Raw genomic sequence first — 22077 nt, forward strand, 5'->3', positions numbered from 1 at the left:
ATCTCCTTGAAGTTGGGTCAGGGCCTCGGACGTTCGGTCAGCGGGTACGACGAGTACGGCGGGCCGCGATGGCCTCGCGGTACGCCTCGACGGTTCTCTGGGCGACGACGCGCCAGGTGTAACGCTCCATGACCCGGTCGTATCCGGCCTTGCCCACCCGCTCGCGCTCCTCGGGGGAGTCGTGCAGGCGGCGCAGCACCGCGGCCAGCTCCTCGGCGTCGCCGGGCGCGACCTGGATCGCGGCGTCCCCCACCACCTCGGGCAGCGCCCCGGTACGGCTGGCGACCAGCGGAGTGGCGCAGGCCATGTGCTCGACGGCCGGCAGCGAGAACCCCTCGTACAGCGACGGCACCACGGAGACCTCCGAGGTGGCGATCAGCTCGCCCAGCTCGTCGTCGGAGATGCCGTGCACGAAGCGGACCCGGTCCTGCAGCGACAGCTCCTGTACGAGCTGCTCGGTGGGCCCGCCGGGGGTCGGCTTGCTGACCACCGTGAGGTTGACGTCGCGCTCGGTGGCCAGCTTGGCCACCGCCCGCAGCAGTGTGGAGACGCCCTTCATGGGGGAGTCGGCGCTGGCCACCGCCACGATCGAGCCCTTGCGCCGGGGCTTGTCCGGGCGCGGGTGGAAGTAGCGGGTGTCGACGCCGAGCGGGATCAGGCGCATGTTCGCCTGCGGGACGTTGAAGTCGCGGTGGATGTCGGCCAGCGACGACTCGCTGACGGTCAGGATCGGGCTCAGGCGGGGCGCGACCTTGGCCTGCATCTTCACGAAGGCGTACCAGCGGCGCATGGTCAGCTTCTTGGCGCCGGTGGCCGCCTCCAGCTCGATGCGCCGGTCCACGCTGATCGGGTGGTGGATCGTGCCGACCACCGGGAACAGCTTCTGGATGCCGAGCAGGCCGTAGCCGAGCGTCTGGTTGTCCTGGACGACGTCGAAGTCGCCCACCCGCTTCTTCAGCGCGCGGTGCGCCCGCAGCGTGAACGTCAGCGGCTCGGGGAATCCGGCGGTCCACATCGTGCCGACTTCCAGCCAGTCGATCCAGTCGCGGTACTCGTGCAGCTTCGGCGTCCTGAACGGGTCCTCGTCGCGGTAGAGGTCGAGGCTCGGCACCTTCTGCAGGATCACGCCCTCGTCCAGCTCAGGGTACGGCTGGCCGGAGAACACCTCGACGTGATGGCCCAGGGCGACCAGCTCGCGACTCAGGTGGCGGAGGTAGACGCCCTGGCCACCACAGGTCGGCTTGCTGCGGTAGGACAGCAGCGCGATCCGCAGCGTGTCGCTCACGGACACCCCTTTCTAGCCCGGTATGCACCCAGAGATGGGCGTGTACCGTGAAGATGACCTTAGTCCGAGAAGGCTACCATTCGGTAGGTCACCTGGAATTGTTCACAACTCCCGCCAAAGGCCGTGCGAACTGCGATGTTGGCACGACCGAGCGCGGTTCGGTGGAACGTGTTCTAGGGGGCTTTGGTGCTGCATCGAGGCGCTTAGCTGTACATTCCCGTCCAAACGGACGCGGTCGTGATAGTGGGAGGACCCCTTGGCCAGGCGCGCTCTGATCACCGGCATCACCGGCCAGGACGGTTCCTATTTGGCGGAGTACCTGCTCGGTCAGGGGTACGAGGTATGGGGCCTGGCGCGAGGTCAGGCCAACCCGCGCGTGTCGCGGCTGCGCAAGCTGCTGGCCGATGTCCAGGTGGTGCGCGGCGACCTGCTCGACCAGGGATCGCTGATCTCGGCCGTGGAACGGGTTCAGCCCGACGAGGTCTACAACCTCGGGGCCATCTCGTTCGTGCCCATGTCATGGGAGCAGGCGGAGCTCACGGCCGAGGTGACCGGGATGGGCGTGCTGCGGATGCTGGAGGCCATCCGGGTGTGCTCCGGCGTGTCGCGCGGCAGCGCCGCCTCCGGCCAGATCCGCTTTTATCAGGCTTCGTCCTCTGAAATGTTCGGCCAGGTCAGCGAGACGCCGCAGACGGAGCGCACCGCCTTCCACCCGCGCTCGCCGTACGGCGTGGCCAAGGCGTACGGGCACTTCCTCACGCAGAACTACCGCGAGTCCTACGGCATGTACGCCGTCTCCGGCATCCTGTTCAACCACGAGTCGCCCCGGCGTGGCGCCGAGTTCGTCACCCGCAAGGTCTCGCTCGGCGTGGCGCGCATCAAGCTCGGCCTCGACACCGAACTCCGGCTCGGCAACCTGGAGGCCAGGCGGGACTGGGGCTTCGCGGGTGACTACGTACGGGCCATGCACCTCATGCTCCAGGCCGGCACCCCCGAGGACTACGTGATCGGCACCGGGCGCATGAAGTCGGTCCGGGAGCTGGTCGAGGCCGCCTTCGCGGCGGCCTCCCTCGACTGGGAGCAGTACGTCGTCACCGACCAGGCCCTGCATCGGCCCGCCGAGGTCGACCTGCTCTGCGCGGACCCGAAGAAGGCCCGGGTGCAGCTCGGCTGGGAGCCGACGATGTCGTTCGACGAGCTGGTGGCGACGATGGTCGAAGCCGACCTGCGCCTGCTGTCGAACGGCGGCGACCCCGACCAGGACAGTTCCTGGCCCTGATCCACCCCGATCGACGGTGCTCCTTCGAGCATGCCCCATTGACAAAATACTGTTTTACATAAAGGATAGTTTTTGCGATGAGAGATGTCCTGTATCTGGAACAGATCGAGCAGGCCGAGGCGCTGCTCAAGCCGCAGCGCGTCGAGGTGCTGCGGCAACTGGCCGAGCCGCGCACCTGCACCGAGGTCGCGGCCCGGCTCGGCCAGACGCCGCAGCGCGTCTACTACCACGTCAAACGGCTGGTGGACGCCGGCCTGGTCGACCTGGTGTCGGAGCGGAAAGTGCGCGGTGTCCACGAGGGCATCTACCAGGCCGGCGCGCGCTCGTACTGGCTGTCACCCCGCCTGGTCGGCCGGATCGGCGTGCGCAGGGCGCAGGACGAGCTGAGCCTGGGCTACCTGCTGGACCTCATGGAGGAGGTTCAGTCCGACATCGCGAGCCTCGACAGGACCGCGACGGAGCTGCCGTCGATCGGGCTGTCGGGGGAGATCCACGTGCGCCCCGAGGATCGTCAGGAGTTCCTGCACGAGCTGCAGGGGATGCTGCAGGACCTGTTCACGAGGTACGGGGGGGCTGAAGGCGACGCCTTCAAGCTCGCCGTCGCCTGCTACCCCAAGGGAGACGAACATGAGTGAGCCGATGACCGTCCGCGCCCGCGTCCAGGCACCGGTGAAGGAGGTGCACCACGCGCTGACCGACGCCGCGACGATGCGGCTCTGGCTGGCCGAGCACGCCGAGGTGGAGCTGCCGGACCGCTATGAGTTCTGGGGCCGCCACACCCCCGAAGGCGACGCGCCGCACCAGCGGCTCCTGCACGTCGACGACCACACGGTGCGCTTCTCCTGGCTGCTGGACGGTGTGGACACCACGGTCGAGTTCGGCCTGGAGGAGGAGGGCCCCGAGACGACGATCGTGTCCGTCTCGCAGACCCACTTCGACTTCCAGGAGGCGCTCACCGGGACGACGATCCGCGGCGTGATCCAGACGTACTGGTGCCTCATGCTGGCCAACCTGGCCGAGCACATGGAAGGCCGCCCGCTCACCCCGAAAGCCGACTTCACCTCCTCCGACCTGCGGGCGGAGGTGCTGATCGCGGCGTCGGCGGAGAAGGTCTTCGACTCACTGATCGACTCGGAGTCGGTGACCCGCTGGTTCGGCTTCCCGATCGAGATCGAGCCGTACGTCGGCGGTCGCTTCGCCATGGGCGGGCTGGCGAACAACGACCAGCCGGCGAAGATCGTCGAGCTGGAGCCGGGGCGTCGGCTGTCGGTCGACTGGGGCGGCGTCGGGATCGGCACCTGGGAGCTGGCGGAGTCCGGCGGCAAGACGCGGCTCATGATCGTGCACAGCGGCTTCGACCGCCCGCCGTACGCGAGCTGGAGCGGCATCCTGTCCGGGCTCTCCGAGCTGCGCCGCTTCCACGAAGTCGCCGGCTGGACCCCCATCTGGGTGTCCTAGTCGCCGTTCTCACCCAGGTGGCTCAGTACGGTCTCCGCGACGGCCCCCAGAACCTCGATCTGCTCCGGCGTCAACAGGTCGATGAAGTGGCGGCGTACCGACTCCACATGATCGGGAGCCGCCACCTCGATGGCCCGCAGCCCCTCCTCGGTCAGCACGATCACGGCGCCGCGGCCGTCCGTCTCGCACTCTTCCCGGGTCACCAGGCCGCGTTGTTCCATCCGTGAGATGTGCCGCGACAGCCGGCTCTTCGACCAGAGCATCCGCTCGGCCAGCTTGGTGAGCCGCCACCGGTGCCCCTCGGCCGACGACAGGGACGACAGCACGTCGTAGTCGGGCGCCGACAATCCCGAGTCGCGCAGCAGATCACGGCTCACCTGGGCGTCCAGGAGCAGCCGCATCCGGCGGTAGCCGAGCCAGGCCCGGAACTCCGCCTCATCCAACCAACGCGGGTCACCCATGCCGCCCAGATTAGCTTACTTAGTTGACGTGTAACCAACTCTGGATTTAGGTTCCATGTAAACGAAATAGTTGGAGGCGGACGCGATGTCGGGTGCGATGTTCGGTGTGGGTATTTCGGCCTCGGCGGCTCCCGGTGCCGATCCGGTCGGGGACGCGCGGCTGGCCGAGGAGCTCGGGTTCGACTTCGTGTCGACGTCCGACCATCCGTGTGGGACGTCGCCGACGTACGAGATCTGGACCCTGCTCACCTGGATCGCCGCCGCCACCTCGCGGATCCGCGTCGCCACGCGGGTCCTCGGGGTGCCGTACCGGCCGCCGGCGATGGTGGCCAAGATGGCGGAGTCGCTGCACCGGCTCTCGGGCGGACGCCTGATCCTGGGGCTCGGCGGCGGCTATTCGGACGAGGAGTTCCGGGCGTTCGGGCTGGGCGTGCCGACGCCGCGGGAGAAGGTCGACGGGATGGTGGAGGCGATTCACATCATCCGGGGGCTGTGGTCGTCTCCGTCGCTCACGTACGAGGGCGACCGGTATCACACGCTCGACGCCTCGCTGGAGCCCAAGCCTGACAGCCCGATCCCCATTTGGTTGGGCACGTACGGCAACCGGGCGCTGGCGGCGACCGGGGAACTGGCGGACGGGTGGATCCCTTCGCTGGGGTTCGCCCCGCCTTCGGTGGCGGCGGGTATGCGGGATCGGGTGCTGGCGTCCGCTGGGCGGGTGGGGCGGGAGGTGGAGTGCGTGTACAACGTGCCGGTTTCGGTGGGCGGGTCCTCGTCCTCCTCTACGGTGGCGGGTTCGTCGGAGGAGGTGGTGGAGAAGTTGCTGGAGTTCGTCCGGCTGGGGTTCACCTCGTTGAACCTCATGCCTGTGGGAGCGGACTTCCGGGAGCAGATGGAACGACTCGCGACCGACGTCCTTCCGGCATTGCGCGCATTCTCTACATAGCACTTAAGATCCACCACAAGCCCGGTAATCCCGGATCGGCTGAGATATCGGCTACACAAAAGATCATGCCGCACGCTCATGCTTTCCTCGCCGGCAAGGATCGGCCCAGATCGGCAGCGGGCTCCGATCGCGCGGCCGTGAGAGGCGGATCAACTTCCCAACGGGCGATCGCTGATCAACTACTCCGTGGCTTGTGAGTGATCTGTTTCATCCACAGAATCGGATTCGGCGCCTGTTGCCCATCGCCTGCTCCCTCATTCTGAACGGCGTGTACGAACCCTCGCTGCTCCAACGTGCCCAGCACATTACGCGGCTGATTCCCCAAGCGGTCGCCTGCCGCCGGACAGCCGCCCACATCTGGGGCCTGCACGTACTGAGCCTCGACACCACCGAAGACGACTGGCCGGTGGAGCTCATCGCCCCCGGCCACCTGGCGATCCCCGGCTGCGTCACCCACGTGACCACCCTGCCCGCCGACGACATCACGGAGCACAAGGGTGTCCGTCTCACCACCCGGGAGCGCACGGCCCTCGACTGCGTCCGCTGGCTTCCCCGCCTGGAGGCCGTGGCCGCCCTGGACCAGTTCCTCCGTCACGGAGTGGATCTGGAGGCCCTCTGGCACCAGTCCACTTCATGGCACCTACGCGACACGCTCAGCCTCGCCGACCGGGGCGCCGGTTCGCCCAGGGAGAGCCGGCTGCGCGTGATCCTTGTGGACGGCGGCCTTCCCAGACCGACGACCCAGATTCGCGTTCTCCTGGCGGACAACCGCTTCGCCTACCTCGACCTCGGCTGCCCGGAGTTCCAGGTGGCGGTCGAGTACGACGGTCAGCAACACCACACGTCGCCCGCCGACCAGCTCCGCGACGAGCAGCGCCGCACAGAGCTACGCAGCCTCGGCTGGCGGATCATCGCCGTCCGCCGAGACGTGTTCCCCGGTCAGACCGCCGACCTCCTCCACCAGGTGGCGGACACCCTCATCCAGCAGGGCTGGCAACCAGGCGCCCGCCAGACGATCCGCATCCTCTCCCGCATCAGAGCCGCCCGCCGCCGTCGACGGTTACCTGATGCGGGCGAGGCCGCCCTTACAGCACATCAACCATCAGACCATTCCGAACGTCGCGTTGTACGTTGTGTGCGGTCAAGGGGTGCTGGTCCTCGGACGAGCGAGGCTAGGGTGTGTGGGCATGGTGACGGAAGCGTGGGCGCGGATCGAGGAGTGGCTGGCGCGGCATGCCCCGGCCAGCGCGGCCGCTCTGGCCCCACCCGCCGCCCCGGCCGACGTCGCTGCCGCCGAAGCCGTGCTGGGACTCGCCTTTCCGCCTGAGCTCGTCGAGTCGCTGAGCCGCCACGACGGCCAACGCATCTGGGCGAACATCCTGCCCGAAGGGCCGCCGCTGTCGACCGCCGGCATCGTCGACCACTGGCGCGCGTGCATGGACGTCGCCGCGAGCGTCGACGGACTCACCCCGCACCGGCCGGGCGCCGAACCGTGGTGGCACGAGCGATGGATACCGTTTGCCGCCGCGGACGGCGATGCGCAGGTGATCGACCTGCGACCCGGGCCCGGGTACGGGCGGGTCGGTTTGACCGCGCACGACGGCCTCGGCGACTTCGATGCTGCCTGGCCGACGCTCGGCGCCTACCTCACCGAGGTGGCCGACGCGCTCGCCGCGGGCGCCCCGGTGCGCTACTGGGTGCCGTACCTGACGGTCGACGGCGAGCTGTGGTGGAGCACCGAAAATCCGGAGGTTGCGCCCGCGGGTGTCAGGCGTTTTCTCCCAACTCCCTGACATGGCGCACATCGCCATCCGGTAGAGGCGCCGGGACCTACCGACATGATTTCTGAGAGACCGGACAACTAGGTCTGCGGCGCCGGTTTACGAGCTTTCGTCGGCGTGATGCGATCCAGCAGAGTGGGCCACGGTCAGTTCGCACCGGCCATCTATGCAGGAGCGCCGCACCCGGCCCATCGATATGGTCTGGATTGCGCGGCCCCCGCCGACGCTGTTGTCGGGTACAGGTATAAGAGACGCGAACCCCACCAAGGGATTCACCCGGCACCCAAGACTGGGACTCATCCAAGGGATGCCCCCTCCCAAAACCCATGAACGGGTCGATGTCAGGCGTCAGAGTGGGCGAAGGCCTCCTGAAGAGGCGGCAGCATCTGGCGGGCGTCATACCCGGCGAACCACAAGCCGACCACGAACACACTCACGGCTTCCAGGTATCGCGCCCGCCTCAGCCCACCTGCCCGTACCGGCTCGAATCCCAGATCGCTCACCAGACCGGCGACCACCTTCACGGCCCGCTCATCGTCGCCGCACAGCGGCACCCCCAGCCCGCGCCCTGCGTGGGCGGTCCATACCTCCGCGGCGCACATGTTGAACGCCTTGACAACCCCCGCCCCAGGGGCCAGCCGGGCCACCCGCTCGGACACCGCGTCGTCGGCCAGGAGGAACGAGTTCGGCGCGTCGGTGAACGCGTCAGGCTCGTAGGCGTTGGTGCAGTCGATCAGCGTCCGCCCGGCCAACGCGCCGTCCGCCGCGCCGACCTCGGCGAGAACCCCGTCCACCGACAAGGCCGGTACGGCCAGCAGCAACGCCTCGCCGTGCTCCGCGGCGGCCCGCAGATCACCGCCACAGGCGCCCGCCCCGATCGCCTCGGCCAGATTGCGTGCCTTCTCCTGCGACCGTGCGCCGACCATCACCTCGTGCCCAGTCCGCGCCCAGCCCGATCCCAGCGCCTCGGCCATCTGCCCGGCCCCGAGTATGCCAATACGCATGTCTTTCCCTTTTCCTCGCCTGAACTGCAGCTTCCCGCGACGACAGTAGGCGTACCGATAGGCACCTCCAGGTGTCCAACGGATGCGGGAGACTGGCGAATGTGGACCACCACGACGACGCTCCGTTTGAGCCCTACGGCGACTTCGTCGCCGACTGTCCGGCCCGTCTGGCCGTGGACCTGTTCGCCCATGCCTGGCTGCCGGTGGTGGTGTTCGCCCTCAAGGAGGGGCCCATGCGCCCCGGCCGACTCCGCCGGGAGATCGGTGGCATCAGCCAGAAGGTGCTCACTCAGACCCTGCGTCGCATGGAACGCTGTGGCCTGGTCGAACGCCGACGCTATGCCGAGGCCCCGCCGCGGGTGGAGTACGAGTTGACCCAAGCGGGCAAGGACCTGCTGGTGCCGATCCGTGCTCTAGGCGATTGGGCCTTCCGCCACGCCGACACGGTCCTGGCCGCCTACGACGACTGCACCCGCACGGCCGGCTGACCCGCACGGCCGGCTGACCTCCACGGCCGGCTGACCCGCACACTGAGGTGATGTTCGGGTTCACCTTCCGGGGAGACGAGTCCCCCTCGAGACGGGGCGAAGAGCCTGCGGTCCGGCGGCCATTTTCCTGGAAACAGTAGGGAAACAACCGCTGCGTTATTACTCGTCCGCATGACATACCGAAGATCGCTGACGGCACTGGCACTGGCACTGGCGGGGCTGGTGGCGCATCCTTCCACAGCAGGCGCCACCACTGAGGCCGACCTGAGCGTGAGTGTCACCGCGAACCCCAGCCCGAGCTCCGGCGTATCGTCCGTTCAATGGAAATCCTGCCCGAACTACTCCGATGAGGCGATCCGAAGCCTGCGCGTCACGCAGGAGCAGCTTCCGGCCTTCCGGGCGCTGATGAAACGTCTGGAGTGCGGGACGGTCAGCGTCCCGCTGAACCACCGCGACCCCGGCGGGCGGAAGATCGACATCGCGATGACCCGGCTGGCCGCCACCGACAAGGCACACCGGCTCGGCGCCACCGCCGTCCTGCCGGGAGGGCCGGGCAACAGCGGATACCTGGACCCGATCCTGCGGGCCGCGCTCAGGAACGAGGAGATGGCCAAGCTCAACGAGCGATACGACATCATCGGCTTCGACCCGCGCGGGGTCGGGTACAGCACCAAGGTCGCCTGCCCCACCTTGCCAGGAGGCCCGCAGGAGCCGGGCGCGCTGACTAAGGAGGCCGCCAGGAAGATCTACGACGGCCAAGTCGCCGCCAACCAGAAGTGCGGACGCTCCGACCCCGTCTTCCTCGGTCAGCTCACCACCGCCAACGTGGCCAAGGACCTGGACCTGGTACGGGCCGCACTGGGTGAGCGCGAACTCAACCTGCTCGGCTTCTCCTGGGGCACCTACCTGGGCATGGTGTACCGCAGCCTGTTCCCCGAGCACACCGGACGGGCCTTCCTGGACAGCGTGGCGCCGCCGTGGACCCGCTTCGACGAGCACGTCAAGGACAGCGCGGAGGCGGCTGAGCGTGACTTCGGGCGCATGGCCGCCTGGCTGGCCCGCCGCGATGAGACCTATGGTCTCGGTGCCACCGCCCGGCAGGTGCGCGAGCAGGTGGCCAAGCTGGTGCGCGACTATGACAAGAGCCCCAAGACCTACACCGACCTGCCGCGGCCCATCGACGGCTCGGCCGTCGCCGACCTGGCCAAGCGCAACTCGACCGAGTGGGTACTCGCGGGCAAGGCACTGGCCGAACTGCGGACGGCGACGGGCACCCATGCCCCGCCCACCGTCAAGGAGTTGTTGGGCGCTTCGATGATGGGGACGCCCGTACCCGGCGTACCCGAAATGCTGAACATGACCATGAACTGGGCGGTCGCCTGCAACGAGGACAGCAGCCGGGCCGGTTTCGACACCGCCTGGAGCGCCTACCAGCAACTCGTGAAGCGCCACCCGGCGACCGGCCGGTCCTGGGGACTGGGTGTCATGTGTGCCGGCTGGCCGCTGCCGGTACAGCAGGCCACGTTGAAGCGGAGCAGCGGGTCGCTGGTACTGGCGGGGCACCTGTACGAGTTCATGTCCGTCTACGACTGGACGTTGCAGACACGGCGCGCCATCGGCGGCACCGTCTACACGGTCGCCGACGACGTGCACGTGTCGACCACCCGGGTGCCCGAGTGCGCCGCCGACGTGGTGCGGTACTTCGAGACGGGGCGGATCGACAGAGGCTGCGAGGGGAGCGCAATCCCGAGCTGACCGCAGGTTCCCGGGCGCGATGTTCCCGCAACCAGGAAAAGGATCTCCATCGTGAATCGTGTGACAGCGTTCGGCCTTGCCAGCCTTAACGCCACGCGGCCGGGTCCCGCTGTCATTGATCCGTATCTTCTCGGTGGCGTGGCCGAAGCCAAGGAAGCGCCCGTTGAGGCTTTGCGGCGGAAATTTGCCGGAGAAATGCTGGAACTCTCGCGCCTAGCAGACGGCCGGGCTTCGCATAGCGGACGCCGAGCTGGGCGTTCGAGTTCTGCATCCCGGCCAAGCCCGGTTGAAAGTCATTCACGGACTTCACGAAATTCTTGAAATAAGTTTAGTGTGGTTGTCATGAAAGACGCCGAACTCGTCGGAGTGCAGAAAACCCTCAGCCCCGTCCTCAAGGCCAAAGCACTGGACAACCGACTGCCGGATCCGATTCTCGGCGACGAATACGCCGAGCGGGCGATGCGCCGCCTCGACCCCGGCTACGACAACCGCAGATTCGGCACCAGCCAGATGGGCCTCGTCGCCGTGGTGCGCACCAAGGCCCACGACGACTGGGCCCGAAGCTTCCTCGCCGATCACCCCGACGCGGTGGTAATGCATCTGGGCTGTGGCCTCGATGCCCGGGTGTACCGGATCGACCCGCCCGCCACCGTCGACTGGTACGACCTGGACTACCCCTCCGTCATCGAACTGCGGCGACAATTCCTGCCGCCCCGCGAGCACTACACCCTGATCGACTCCACCGTCACCGACCTGACCTGGCTGGAACGCATCCCTCGGGGGCGGCCGGTGCTGGTGATCGCCGAAGGACTGGTGCCCTACCTGACCGAGACTGACGTCCGGCGGCTGCTGACCAGTGTCGTCGACGCCTTCCCTGCCGGCCAAATACAGTTCGACACGGTGCCGGTCTGGGCGTGGCGCACCTCGAAATGGGATCCCACGCTGCGCAAATACGGCGCCCAGTTCCACTGCGGCTTCAACGACCCGGCAGAGCTGGCCGATTGGCACCCGCGGCTCGAATACGTCGACGAGGCGCCGATGTTCGATTCGCCGGTGCTGATGGCCAAGGCGCCCGCGAGCGTACGCCGCATATACCGCCTCCTGAACCTCCTGCCGGGCATGAAGCGGTCCACCCGCATCGTGCGGTTCCGCTTCTAACGCGGCCGATGGTTAACTCAGGCGATCTCGGTGCGCCCTCTGGGTAGAGTCGGGCGGTGCCCGAGCTGAAGCAACTGCATGCTGGTCATGCCCCGGCGGTCCTAGCCTTCGAGCTGGCGAACCGCGCCTACTTCGCTGCCTCGGTCCCTGATCGCGGCGACGACTTCTTCGACCAGTTCACCGACCGGTACACCGCCTTGCTGGCTGAGCAGGAGGCCGGCATCTGCGCCTTCTACGTACTCATCGACGAGGACGGCTCGGTGCTCGGCAGATTCAACCTGGTCGACATCGAGGATCGCATCGCGGACCTTGGCTACCGGGTGGCGCAGCACGTCGCCGGCCACGGCGTGGCGACCGCGACCGTCCGGGAGCTGTGCCGGCTGGCGGCGTCGCGGCACGGTCTGCGCACACTACGGGCGGCCGCCGCCCACACGAATGCCGCGTCCCAGAAGGTGCTGACCAAAGCCGGGTTCGTCCTGGTCGGCCCAGCTGGCCCGGCCGACCTTGGCGGCAAGCCAGGCAACTGGTATCAGTGCGACTTGGTACCCCAGTCGTAGAGCCCTACCGGGCCGGCTGGCTCGCGATCACCCAGGGCGGCCGGCTGGCCGAAAGGGCCAGCCGACCGGCGGTCAGCCCATGCAGGGTCAGTCCATGACGACCGGTAGTTCCTTGATGCCGTTGATGAAGTTCGATCGTAGGCGCCGCGCCTCTCCCGTTTGCCGCAGTCGGGGATACCGCCGGGCCAGTTGCTCGAACAGCACCCGCAGCTCCAGCTTCGCCAGGTGATTGCCGAGGCAGAAGTGCGCCCCACCGCCTCCGAACCCGATGTGCGGGTTCGGGTTGCGGCCGATGTCGAATACCTCGGCATCGGGGAAAATGGAGGTGTCCCGGTTCGCCGATGAGTAGAAGACCACGACCTTGTCGTCCTCGCGGATCTGCTGGCCACCCAGCACCGTGTCCGCCGTGGCCGTGCGCCGGAACAGGTTCACCGGTGACACCCACCGGACGATCTCGTCGGACGCCGTGCCCGCCAGCGTGGGGTCCGCGACCAGGCGCTGCCACTGCTCAGGGTGCTCGAAGAGGGCGAGCATTCCGCCGGAGGCCGCGTTGCGGGTGGTCTCGTTGCCGGCGACCACCAGCAGGAGGACGAACAGGTCGAATTCATCCTCACCGAGCGTCTCACCGCTCTTCTCATCCGGCTGGATGAGCTTGGTGACGATGTCGTCGCGTGGGTTCGCCTTGCGCTGGGCGGCCAGCTGGTTGGCGTACGCGTACACCTCCATGGCCGCCGCGCCGCCCTGGTCCTCCGAGGTGGCGTAGTCGGGATCCTGCGCGCCGATCATGCGGTTCGACCAGTTGAAGATCTTGTCCCGGTCCGCGACCGGGGCGCCGAGCAGTTCGCAGATCACGTAGAGCGGCAACGGAGCCGCCACCTCGGTGACGAAGTCTGCCTCGCCCGAGCACTTGTCGAGAAGGTCGTCGCAGATATCCCGGATGTGCTGTTCGAGCGCTCCGATCGTGCGCGGTGTGAAGCCGCGGTTGACCAGCGACCGCCGCCGCGTGTGCTCCGGCGGGTCCTGGTTGAGCATCATCAGCCGCTGCAGTGCGCGCTGCTCCTCGGGGACCTCGTTGAACAGTGCCAGTTTCCTGGACGAGGAGAAGAGGTCCGAGCGCCGAGACACCTGTACGACATCGTCATATCGGGTGACGGCCCAGAAGTCGGGCTCGCCCTCGTGCCGGTGTACGGGATCGTTGTCGCGCAGCCAGCGCAACTGCTCGTGTGGCGGGCCGGAGGTTGCGTAACGGTCCTGGTCGACGAGGTCAATATGCACTCGAGCTCACCTCGGGCCTGTGGAGTGATCAAGCGCTTGGTTAAGCACCTTATTGAAACGTGTTCTATTACGTACCGCTGTCTCAGTCAACCGCCCGCCCCGCCATCATCCCGATCCCCGCCATCCAAGCCCGCCGACGCTCCCAAGCGGGCTCCGCCATGCCTGAGGCCGACTCACCTTGTCTGCTCGTCCATGATCATGCCAACCTGTCCGCGCATCCGTCCAGCGGCCCAGCTCTTGCCCTCTCAGCTCTCTCTCAGGCGCCCTCCCACGGCTCGTCCTACAGCCTGCGGTGGCATTCCAACCGCTTGCCGGATGGCTCTCGATTGGGGTTGGTGTGGTTGGTGGGTTGGGAGGGGCTGGTCATGGGGGATGTGGGACGGCTCAGTACGTGATTCATCGGGTGTTTGGTGGCCATTGGTGGAGGTTTACCCGTTAAGTGGGGCTTGCGATGGAGGCGCATGGGGAAGGCTGCGGGGTGGGTGAGCCTCGGCTCCGCCCGGCACTTTATGCTAGACCTCCGAGGATCTCCCCGTTACGCAGGGGAAAGGAGTCCGGCATGTGGAAGACATGCCATCCGATGTATGTGGCGGCTGTGTCATGGGCCTGGGGGCAAGGGGTGTTCCCAGTTGACCACTGCAACCGTTTGTAATGCGACTTAAGCACCACCCTCGGCCTCTATGGATCCGATGTATCGCGCGTGGAGGCTTGACAGGCCCTACCCAGGCCGACCAGCATCATGCTAGATACATCCGATGTATAACTTAAGGATGCGGTGTGAAGCTGCTGCGAGTAGGACCTGTCGGCCAGGAGCGTCCGGTGGTGATGGACGGCGCCGGTAACCTGCGCGACATCGGAGAGCCCGAGATCGATGGGGCTTTCCTCGCTTCCGGGGGAGTGGCGCGCGTCCGCGACGCGCTCGAACGTGATGCGCTGCCCGTGATCGCGGCCGAGGGGCTGCGAATCGGAGCTCCGGTCGCGCGACCGGGCAAGATCGTCTGTATCGGGCTGAACTACAGCGACCACGCGGCCGAGTCCGGCGCGGAGGTTCCGGCGGAGCCCGTCGTGTTCATGAAGGCCGCCAACACCATGGTCGGCCCCTACGACGAGGTGCTCGTACCGCGGAACAGCCTGAAGACCGACTGGGAGGTGGAGCTGGCCGTCATCGTCGGTAAGCGGGCCCGCTACCTGGGCAGCCGGGAGGAGGCGCTCGACGTCATCGCGGGGTACGCGGTGGCCAACGATGTCTCTGAGCGCGAGTTCCAGCTGGAGCGGGGTGGCCAGTGGGACAAGGGCAAGTCGTGCGAGACGTTCAATCCGCTCGGGCCTTGGCTGGTGACCGCCGATGAGGTGGCCGACCCGCAGAACCTGACCATGCGGCTGTCGGTGAACGGCGAGGTGCGCCAGGACGGCGTCACCAAGAACATGATCTTCGATGTGGCGGAGATCGTCCGGTATCTGAGCCAGTTCATGGTGCTCGATCCGGGTGACGTGATCAACACCGGCACTCCGGCCGGCGTCGCCATGGGGATGCCCGGCCAGCCGTACCTGCGCGCGGGTGACGTGATGGAGCTGGAGATCGAGGGGCTCGGCCGCCAGCGCCAGACGGTGGGCCAGGCATGACGGCTCCCGAGGAACGAAAGAGCTACCGGATCGTGGAGTTGGAGACGCACGACATCCGTTTCCCCACCTCCCGGGAGCTGGACGGCTCCGACGCCATGAACCCCGACCCCGACTACTCCGCCGCCTACGTGATTCTCAAGACCGATGACGGCTACGCGGGGCACGGGTTCGCGTTCACCATCGGGCGCGGCAACGACGTGCAGACCGCGGCGATCAGCGCGCTCGAGTCCTATGTGATCGGCAAGGACGTCGAGGACCTGGGCGCCCTCTACAAGGAGATGGTCTACGACTCGCAGCTGCGCTGGCTGGGCCCCGAGAAGGGCGTCATGCACATGGCGATCTCCGCCGTGGTCAACGCGCTGTGGGATCTGAAGGCTAAGCGGGCGGGCAAGCCGCTCTGGTTGCTGCTGTCCGAGATGACCCCCGAGGAGATCGTCGATCTCATCGACTTCCGCTACCTGAGCGACGCCCTGACGCCCGAACAGGCCCTAGAAATCCTGAAAAAGGCGGAAAATGGGAAGGAAAAGCGGGTCGAGGACATCAAGCGCGAGGGGTACCCCGCCTACACGACCTCCCCGGGCTGGCTCGGCTACGACGACGACAAGTTGCGCCGGCTGTGCAAGGAGGCGCTCGACGCGGGGTTCGGCCAGATCAAGCTCAAGGTGGGCGCCGACCTCAACGACGACATCCGACGTTTCCGGGTGGCCCGCGAGGTGTGCGGGACCGACTTCCCCATCGCGATCGACGCCAACCAGCGCTGGGACGTAGGCGCGGCCATCGACTGGGTGAACGCGCTCCAGCAGTTCAACCCGCACTGGGTGGAGGAGCCGACCAGCCCCGACGACGTGCTCGGCCACGCCGCCATCGCCGCGGGCATCAAGCCCATCCCAGTGGCCACCGGCGAACACGTGCAGAACCGGATCGTGTTCAAGCAGCTCCTGCAAGCGGGCGCGATCTCGTACCTGCAACTGGACTCTGCTCGGGTCGGCGGTGTTAACGAGAACATCGCGATCCTGCTGCTCGCGGCCAAGTTCGGCATCCCCGTCTGCCCGCACGCCGGCGGCGTGGGGCTGTGCGAGTTGGTGCAGCACCTGTCGATGTTCGACTACGTGGCCGTGACCGGCACGATGGACAACCGGGTGATCGAGTACGTCGACCACCTACACGAGCATTTCGTCGACCCCGTGGTCATCGAGGACGGCCGGTACGCCGCCCCCAGCACGCCGGGCTTCAGCGCGGCGATGCACCCCGAATCGATCGCCGCCCACACTTTCCCCGGCGGCGAGGTCTGGAGGGACGCATGAGTCTCAAAGCGATTGTCACGGGCGGCGGAGCCGGTATCGGCCTCGCCACGGCCACGTTGCTCGCCGAGCGCGGCATGAAGGTCGCCTGTTTCGACATCAACCCGCCCGGTGACCCGTTCATCGGCATCAAGGTGGACGTCACGGACGATGCCGGCGTACGCGCGGCCGTGGCCGAGGCGGCCGAGCGGCTCGGCGGCATCGACATCGTGGTCAACAACGCGGGTATCGGGGCGCAGGGCACGGTCGCCGACAACCCCGACAGCGAGTGGCAGAGGGCGTTCGACGTCAACGTGTTCGGCATGGTCCGCGTGACCCGGGCGGCGTTGCCGTACCTCAGGAAGTCGGAGCACGCGGCGGTGGTCAACACGTGCTCGATCGCGGCGACCGCGGGCCTGCCGAACCGGGCGCTCTACAGCGCGACCAAGGGCGCGGTGCTGTCGCTCACGCTGGCGATGGCGGCGGACCACGTACGGGAGGGCATCAGGGTCAACTGCGTCAACCCCGGCACAGCGGACACCCCGTGGGTCGGCAGGCTGCTCGACGCCGCCGACGACCCGGTGGCGGAGAGGCAGGCGCTGAACGCCAGGCAGCCGATGGGCCGCCTGGTCAGCGCGCAGGAGGTGGCCGCGGCGATCGCCTACCTGGCCGGGCCCGAGGCCGGCGCGACGACCGGCACCTCGCTCGCGGTGGACGGCGGCATGCAGGGGCTGCGGCTCCGGCCGGTCAACTAAGCCAGTCGACGGCTGGCCAACGGGACAACCAGGCCGGCCGAGGGCCGGTCAATCGGTCAGCCAAGCCAGTCGAGGGCCGGTCAAGCAGAGGTATTCGAGCAAAGGAACCCCCCCACCATGAAGTTCGGTCCTTTAGCCGCAGGCGCGGCCCTCCTCGCGGTCATCACCGCGTGCGGCTCCGGAGGTCAGACAGCAGCCGGAGGCGGCGGCGGGAAGGTCGGCATCGACCACCCGCGCGCCGACTCCGACTTCTGGAACTCCTACATCAAGTACGTCCCGCAGATGGCCGGCGAGCTCAAGGTCGACCTGATGCCCGCGACGAACTCGCAGAACGACGTGACCAAGCTGGTCAACAACGTTCAGGCGCTGACCGGCCAAGGGGCCAAGGCGATCGTGATGGCTCCCCAGGACACCGGCGCGATCGCCACGACCCTCCAGACGCTGGCGAACAAGAAGATCCCCGTCGTGACCGTCGACACCAGGCCGGACAAGGGCCAGGTCTACATGGTCGTACGCGCCGACAACCGGGCGTACGGGACGAAAGCCTGCGAGTTCTTGGGCGAGAAACTCGGCGGCAAGGGCAAGGTCGTCCAGCTGATGGGCTCCCTGAGCTCGATCAACGGGCGCGACCGGGCCGAGGCGTTCCGGGAGTGCATGAAGAGCAAGTTCCCCGGGATCACGGTCTTCGAGGAGCCGACCGAGTGGGAGGGCAGCAAGGCCGCGTCCATGCTGCAGACCAGGTTGGAGCAGAATCCGGATATCAAGGGCATCTATCTGCATGCCGGTGGCGTGCACCTGGCCCCGACGCTGCAGGTGCTGAAGCAGAAGGGCCTGCTCGTCCCGCCGACCGATCCCAAGCACGTGTTCGTGGTGTCGAACGATGGCATCCCGCAGGAGTTCGAGGCGATCCGCAAGGGCGACATCGACGCCACGGTGTCGCAGCCCGCTGACCTGTACGCGAAGTACGCCCTCTTCTACGCCAAGGCAGCGATCGACGGCAAGACCTTCAAACCAGGACCGACCGACCATGACAGCACGATCATCCAGCTGCCGAACGGCCTGGAGGACCAGCTCCCCGCCCCGCTCGTCACCAAGGACAATGTGGACGACAAGAGCCTCTGGGGCAACCAGGTCAAGTAATGAAAAATCATGTTGAAGCCCGAAATGTAGTGAAGCGCTTCGGCCCCACCACGGCGCTGAACGGCGCGGGCATCGCGATCGCGCAGGGGGAGACCCACGCGCTCGTCGGCAGGAACGGCGCGGGAAAGTCCACCCTGGTGTCGATTCTCACCGGGCTTCAGCGGCCGGACGAGGGCGAGGTGCTGTTCTCGGGAGAGGCGGCACCCGCCCTCGCGGACCGCGACGCCTGGCGGCAGCGGGTCGCCTGCGTGTACCAGAAGTCGACGATCATCCCGGCGCTGACCGTCGCCGAGAACCTGTTCCTCAACCGCCAGACCACCGGCGGAATGATCAGCTGGCGGACACTCCGGACGAAGGCCCGCGAACTGCTCGCCACGTACGAGGTGGAGGTCGACGCGGAGGCACTCGCGGGCGACCTGAACGTCGAGCAGCGGCAGCTCGTGGAGATCGCCCGCGCGCTGTCGTTCGGCGCGCGGTTCATCATCCTCGACGAGCCGACGGCCCGGCTGGACGGCCCGGCCATCGAGCGGCTGTTCGCCCGCATGCGGGCGCTGCGCGAGCAGGGCGTGACGATGATGTACATCTCCCACCATCTCGATGAGGTGTACGAGATCTGCCAGAGCGTCACCGTCTTCCGCGACGCCCGGCATGTCATGACCAGACCGGTCGCCGAGCTGCCGCACGACGAGCTGGTCTCGGCGATGACGGGCGAGGCCACGGCGGCGTACGAGGCCAGGACCCGCGGCGCCGCGAACGGCGCGGTGGTCCTGTCGGCCGAGAGGCTGTCGCTGGCCGGCCGCTTCCAGGCGGTCGACCTGGCCGTCAGGAGCGGCGAGGTGGTCGGCCTGGCCGGATCCGGCAGCAGCGGCAAGGTCGGCCTGGCCGAGACCCTGGTCGGCCTGCGCAAACCCGACTCGGGCACGGTCACGGTCAACGGCACCCAGGTCAGGCCGGGCGACGTCCCGGCCGCCCTGGGGGCGGGCCTCGGCTTCGTGCCGGAGGACCGCAACCGCGAGGGCTTCGTCCCCCTGCTGTCGGTGGGGGAGAACGGCACGCTGCCGATCGCCCGCAAGCTCGGCAGGTACGGCGTCATCTCACCGACGAGACGCCGGAACAGGGCCTTGCGACTGATCGAGGATCTCGACATCAAGACCGAGGGACCCGATCAGTCCGTCGGCGATCTGTCGGGAGGAAACGCGCAGAAGGTGGTGTTCGCGCGGGCGCTGGTCGACGACCCGTCCGCGTTGGTGGTGATCAACCCGACCGCGGGCGTCGACGTCAAGGCCAAGCAGGCCCTGCTCGGCGCCGTCGAGGACGCGGTCGAGCGGGGAGCGGGGGCCGTGCTGGTCTCCGACGAGCTCGACGACCTGCGTATCTGCGACCGGGTGCTGGTGATGTTCCACGGCAGGGTCGTGAAGGACGTGCCGCGTGGGTGGACCGACCACGAGCTCGTGGCCGTGATGGAAGGCATTGAAGAGTGACAACCACACTGTCCGCGCCGGCCCCCCGGGTGCGGCTCGCCAGGTTCCGGGACCTCACGCTGGTGCCGGTGATCCTGATCCTGCTCATCGTGGGCGCGTTCCTGGACCCGGTCTTCTTGTCCGTGGGCAATCTGACGAACGTGCTCCAGCAGCAGGCGTCGATCTCGCTGCTGGTGCTGGCCGAGGCGATGATCCTGATCGCCGGCAAGTTCGACCTGTCGCTGGAGTCGACGGTCGGCATGGCTCCGGCGATCGCGGTGATGCTGGTGATCCCGGCGTCGGCCGGCGGGTTCGGGCTCGGCTTACCCGGGCCGCTGGTGATCCCGCTCTGCCTGCTGATCGGGGCGGCGATCGGGGCGTTCAACGGGTTCCTGATCATCAAGTTTCAGCTGTCGGCGTTCATCGTCACGCTCGCCATGCTGATCATCGTGCACGGCCTGCAGCTGGGCCCGACCGAGGGCAAGACGCTGTTCGAGCTGCCCGAGTCCATTCTCTACCTGGGCAGCGCCATCTGGCTCGGCCTGCCGGCGGCGATCTGGATCGCGGCCGTGCTGTTCGTGGCGGGCATCGTCGGGCTCGGCTACTTCCGGCTCGGGCGCTCGCTCTACGCGATCGGCGGCAACGCCGACGCGGCGCGGGCGGCGGGTATCCGGGTGGACCGGGTGCTCTGGGGCGTGTTCATCCTCGGCGGTACGCTGGCCGCGCTCGCCGGCGTCCTGGAGACCGGGCGGCTCGGCGCCATCGGCTCCAACCAGGGCGTGGGCTGGATCTTCATGGTGTTCGCCGCGGCCGTGATCGGTGGCGTCAGCATGGACGGCGGCAAGGGCACGATCCTCGGCGCGCTCACCGGCGTGCTGGTGATCGGCCTGGTCCAGAACATCCTCACGCTCAAGGGCGTCTCCGGCTTCTGGCAGCCGGTCGTCTACGGGTGCATCATCTTGATCGCGCTCATCATCAGCCGCATCGCCGGCGGAAAGGCCCAGGACTGATGGAACGGATCGCACTGCGTACCCGGCTCAAACCCGGCAACGAGGAGACCTACGACCGGGAGCACGCGCAGATCCCCGCCGAACTGGACGCGGTCATGCGGGCCAACGGCGTGCACTCCTGGCGCATCTTCCGCGACGGACTCGACCTGTTCCACTTCGTCGAGGTCGACGACTACGCCGCGCTGCAGGCGGCGCTCAAGGACGATCCCGTCGACCAGGCCTGGCAGGTGCGGATGAACCGGCTGCTCGACGGCGACTTCGACAAGGGCGCCGGAACGCTCCCGCTGGTCTGGGAGATGACGTGACGAATGCTGAGCTGGAGAACGACATGATCGAGCTGCCTCGTTACGGCTTCGGATCGGCGCCGATCGGCGGCCTCTTCGAGGCGGTCAGCGACGAGCGGGCGCGCGCGACCGTGGACGCCGCGTGGGCTCATGGCGTGCGCCTGTTCGACACGGCTCCGCACTACGGGGTCGGCCTGTCCGAACGCCGCCTCGGCGCCGCGCTCGCCGACCGCAAGGGCTACATGCTCTCGACCAAGGTCGGCCGCCTGCTGGTGCCCACCGCCTCGGGCGGCCGCGACGGACAGGGCTTCGACGTACCGGCCGCTTTCGAGCGCGTCTGGGACTTCTCGGGCGACGGCGTGCGGAGATCTCTGGAGGAGTCCCTGGGCCGGCTGGGCCTGGACCGCGTCGACATCGCCCTGATCCACGACCCGGACGCCCACGCCGACCAGGCCATCAGCGAGGCGTACCCGGCGCTGGCCGAGCTCCGCTCGCAGGGCGTGATCGGCGCGATCGGCGTCGGCATGAACCAGTGGCAGGTGCCGCTGCGGTTCGTCCAGGAGACCGACATCGACGTGGTCATGCTGGCCGGCCGCTACACGCTGATCGACCAGTCGGGGCTCCCGCTGCTCGACGCCTGCGCTGACCGGGGCGTACGCGTGCTCGCGGCGGGCGTCTTCAACAGCGGCCTGCTGGCCACCTCCACCCCGGCGGGCACGTACGACTACGAGCCCGCTCCCGCCGAGGTGCTCGACCGCGCCAGACGGATCGCCAAGATCTGCGAGAGGTACGACGTGCCGCTCCCGCAGGCGGCCATGGCCTTCCCCCTCCGGCACCCGGCGGTCGCCTCCATCGTCATCGGGGCCCGATCGCCGGAGGAGGTCGCGGCCAACGCGGCGCTCTGGGAGCGTCCGGTCCCCGACAACCTGTGGTCGGAACTGGAAGCCGAGGGCCTGCTGCCGCGCCAGCCCGCCTGAAGACCACCCGCCGGTACAGCTTGCCATCCACGTAAACGCCACGGCGGCGTGGGTTCGGTGGCTTTCACCACCGAGCCCACGCCGCCGGTTCGTCGTGCCGA

General features: G+C 67.8%; 22 protein-coding genes. 18 read left to right on the plus strand and 4 right to left on the minus strand.

What is annotated here, in order from left to right; translation table 11 throughout:
• Positions 1–37: 37 nt before the first annotated feature.
• The gene (locus AB0H88_RS11795) at positions 38–1291 is read right to left on the minus strand and encodes a glycosyltransferase family 4 protein (protein WP_357643356.1); all 1254 of its coding nucleotides are present in this window, start codon (positions 1289–1291) and stop codon (positions 38–40) included.
• Between the two features lie 250 nt (positions 1292–1541).
• Here AB0H88_RS11795 and AB0H88_RS11800 point away from each other — a divergent pair, with 250 nt between their 5' ends.
• The 3 genes from AB0H88_RS11800 (at position 1542) to AB0H88_RS11810 (ending at position 4022) form a co-directional block, all read left to right on the plus strand.
• The gene (locus AB0H88_RS11800) at positions 1542–2564 is read left to right on the plus strand and encodes a GDP-mannose 4,6-dehydratase (protein ID WP_357643358.1); all 1023 of its coding nucleotides are present in this window, start codon (positions 1542–1544) and stop codon (positions 2562–2564) included.
• 77 nt (positions 2565–2641) lie between these two features.
• Positions 2642–3199, plus strand: coding sequence for a helix-turn-helix domain-containing protein (locus AB0H88_RS11805; protein ID WP_357643360.1), 558 nt, complete (start codon positions 2642–2644; stop codon positions 3197–3199).
• A complete protein-coding gene (locus tag AB0H88_RS11810; protein WP_357643362.1) occupies positions 3192–4022 on the plus strand; it encodes an SRPBCC family protein in 831 nt (276 codons plus the stop codon). Before AB0H88_RS11805 ends, AB0H88_RS11810 begins: the two co-directional genes overlap by 8 nt.
• On the opposite strand, the gene AB0H88_RS11815 is transcribed toward AB0H88_RS11810, so the two are convergent.
• The gene (locus AB0H88_RS11815; protein WP_357643364.1) at positions 4019–4483 is read right to left on the minus strand and encodes a MarR family transcriptional regulator; all 465 of its coding nucleotides are present in this window, start codon (positions 4481–4483) and stop codon (positions 4019–4021) included. The genes AB0H88_RS11810 and AB0H88_RS11815 overlap by 4 nt on opposite strands.
• Positions 4484–4568: 85 nt before the next feature.
• On the opposite strand from AB0H88_RS11815, the gene AB0H88_RS11820 reads away from it, so the two are divergent.
• The 3 genes from AB0H88_RS11820 to AB0H88_RS11830 all read left to right on the plus strand — a co-directional run bounded on the left by AB0H88_RS11820 (position 4569) and on the right by AB0H88_RS11830 (position 7222).
• Complete coding sequence (locus AB0H88_RS11820) at positions 4569–5429, plus strand: LLM class flavin-dependent oxidoreductase (protein WP_357643366.1); 861 nt, start codon at positions 4569–4571, stop codon at positions 5427–5429.
• 268 nt (positions 5430–5697) lie between these two features.
• Positions 5698–6756 carry a DUF559 domain-containing protein gene (locus tag AB0H88_RS11825; protein WP_357643368.1) on the plus strand — a complete coding sequence of 353 codons (1059 nt, stop codon included), beginning with the start codon at positions 5698–5700 and terminating at the stop codon, positions 6754–6756.
• The gene (locus AB0H88_RS11830; RefSeq protein WP_357643370.1) at positions 6731–7222 is read left to right on the plus strand and encodes an SMI1/KNR4 family protein; all 492 of its coding nucleotides are present in this window, start codon (positions 6731–6733) and stop codon (positions 7220–7222) included. The genes AB0H88_RS11825 and AB0H88_RS11830 overlap by 26 nt, the downstream gene beginning before the upstream one ends.
• 329 nt (positions 7223–7551) lie before the next feature.
• On the opposite strand, the gene AB0H88_RS11835 is transcribed toward AB0H88_RS11830, so the two are convergent.
• A complete protein-coding gene (locus AB0H88_RS11835; protein WP_357643372.1) occupies positions 7552–8214 on the minus strand; it encodes an NAD(P)-binding domain-containing protein in 663 nt (220 codons plus the stop codon).
• A 101-nt stretch (positions 8215–8315) separates the two neighbouring features.
• Here AB0H88_RS11835 and AB0H88_RS11840 point away from each other — a divergent pair, with 101 nt between their 5' ends.
• From AB0H88_RS11840 to AB0H88_RS11855, 4 genes are all read left to right on the plus strand, one after another.
• Positions 8316–8702: a helix-turn-helix domain-containing protein gene (locus tag AB0H88_RS11840; RefSeq protein ID WP_357643373.1), complete on the plus strand. Its 387-nt coding sequence runs from the start codon at positions 8316–8318 to the stop codon at positions 8700–8702.
• A 171-nt stretch (positions 8703–8873) separates the two neighbouring features.
• Positions 8874–10457 carry an alpha/beta fold hydrolase gene (locus AB0H88_RS11845; RefSeq protein ID WP_357643375.1) on the plus strand — a complete coding sequence of 528 codons (1584 nt, stop codon included), beginning with the start codon at positions 8874–8876 and terminating at the stop codon, positions 10455–10457.
• A 342-nt stretch (positions 10458–10799) separates the two neighbouring features.
• Positions 10800–11615, plus strand: a complete 816-nt coding sequence (locus tag AB0H88_RS11850; RefSeq protein ID WP_357643377.1) for a class I SAM-dependent methyltransferase — start codon at positions 10800–10802, stop codon at positions 11613–11615.
• Positions 11616–11671: 56 nt separating this feature from the next.
• Positions 11672–12172, plus strand: a complete 501-nt coding sequence (locus tag AB0H88_RS11855; RefSeq protein WP_357643379.1) for a GNAT family N-acetyltransferase — start codon at positions 11672–11674, stop codon at positions 12170–12172.
• A gap of 87 nt (positions 12173–12259) precedes the next feature.
• Here AB0H88_RS11855 and AB0H88_RS11860 read toward each other — a convergent pair whose 3' ends face one another.
• Entirely contained in the window at positions 12260–13447 is a 1188-nt protein-coding gene (locus AB0H88_RS11860; protein WP_357643381.1) for a cytochrome P450, read from the minus strand.
• A 777-nt stretch (positions 13448–14224) separates the two neighbouring features.
• Here AB0H88_RS11860 and AB0H88_RS11865 point away from each other — a divergent pair.
• The 8 genes from AB0H88_RS11865 to AB0H88_RS11900 all read left to right on the plus strand — a co-directional run bounded on the left by AB0H88_RS11865 (position 14225) and on the right by AB0H88_RS11900 (position 21976).
• Complete coding sequence (locus AB0H88_RS11865; RefSeq protein WP_357643383.1) at positions 14225–15070, plus strand: fumarylacetoacetate hydrolase family protein; 846 nt, start codon at positions 14225–14227, stop codon at positions 15068–15070.
• On the plus strand, positions 15067–16374 hold the full coding sequence (locus AB0H88_RS11870; RefSeq protein WP_357643385.1) for an L-fuconate dehydratase: 1308 nt from the start codon (positions 15067–15069) through the stop codon (positions 16372–16374). The genes AB0H88_RS11865 and AB0H88_RS11870 overlap by 4 nt, the downstream gene beginning before the upstream one ends.
• A complete protein-coding gene (locus AB0H88_RS11875; protein ID WP_357643387.1) occupies positions 16371–17105 on the plus strand; it encodes an SDR family oxidoreductase in 735 nt (244 codons plus the stop codon). The genes AB0H88_RS11870 and AB0H88_RS11875 overlap by 4 nt, the downstream gene beginning before the upstream one ends.
• Before the next feature lie 117 nt (positions 17106–17222).
• Complete coding sequence (locus tag AB0H88_RS11880; protein ID WP_357643389.1) at positions 17223–18245, plus strand: sugar ABC transporter substrate-binding protein; 1023 nt, start codon at positions 17223–17225, stop codon at positions 18243–18245.
• Positions 18246–18274: 29 nt separating this feature from the next.
• Positions 18275–19726: a sugar ABC transporter ATP-binding protein gene (locus tag AB0H88_RS11885; RefSeq protein WP_357643391.1), complete on the plus strand. Its 1452-nt coding sequence runs from the start codon at positions 18275–18277 to the stop codon at positions 19724–19726.
• Positions 19723–20715, plus strand: a complete 993-nt coding sequence (locus AB0H88_RS11890; RefSeq protein ID WP_357643393.1) for an ABC transporter permease — start codon at positions 19723–19725, stop codon at positions 20713–20715. The genes AB0H88_RS11885 and AB0H88_RS11890 overlap by 4 nt, the downstream gene beginning before the upstream one ends.
• Entirely contained in the window at positions 20715–21020 is a 306-nt protein-coding gene (locus AB0H88_RS11895; protein ID WP_357643395.1) for an L-rhamnose mutarotase, read from the plus strand. Before AB0H88_RS11890 ends, AB0H88_RS11895 begins: the two co-directional genes overlap by 1 nt.
• Positions 21017–21976: an aldo/keto reductase gene (locus AB0H88_RS11900; RefSeq protein WP_357643397.1), complete on the plus strand. Its 960-nt coding sequence runs from the start codon at positions 21017–21019 to the stop codon at positions 21974–21976. The genes AB0H88_RS11895 and AB0H88_RS11900 overlap by 4 nt, the downstream gene beginning before the upstream one ends.
• Positions 21977–22077: the final 101 nt, after the last annotated feature.

The organism is Nonomuraea sp. NPDC050680 (assembly GCF_040654555.1).
Lineage (GTDB): Bacteria > Actinomycetota > Actinomycetes > Streptosporangiales > Streptosporangiaceae > Nonomuraea.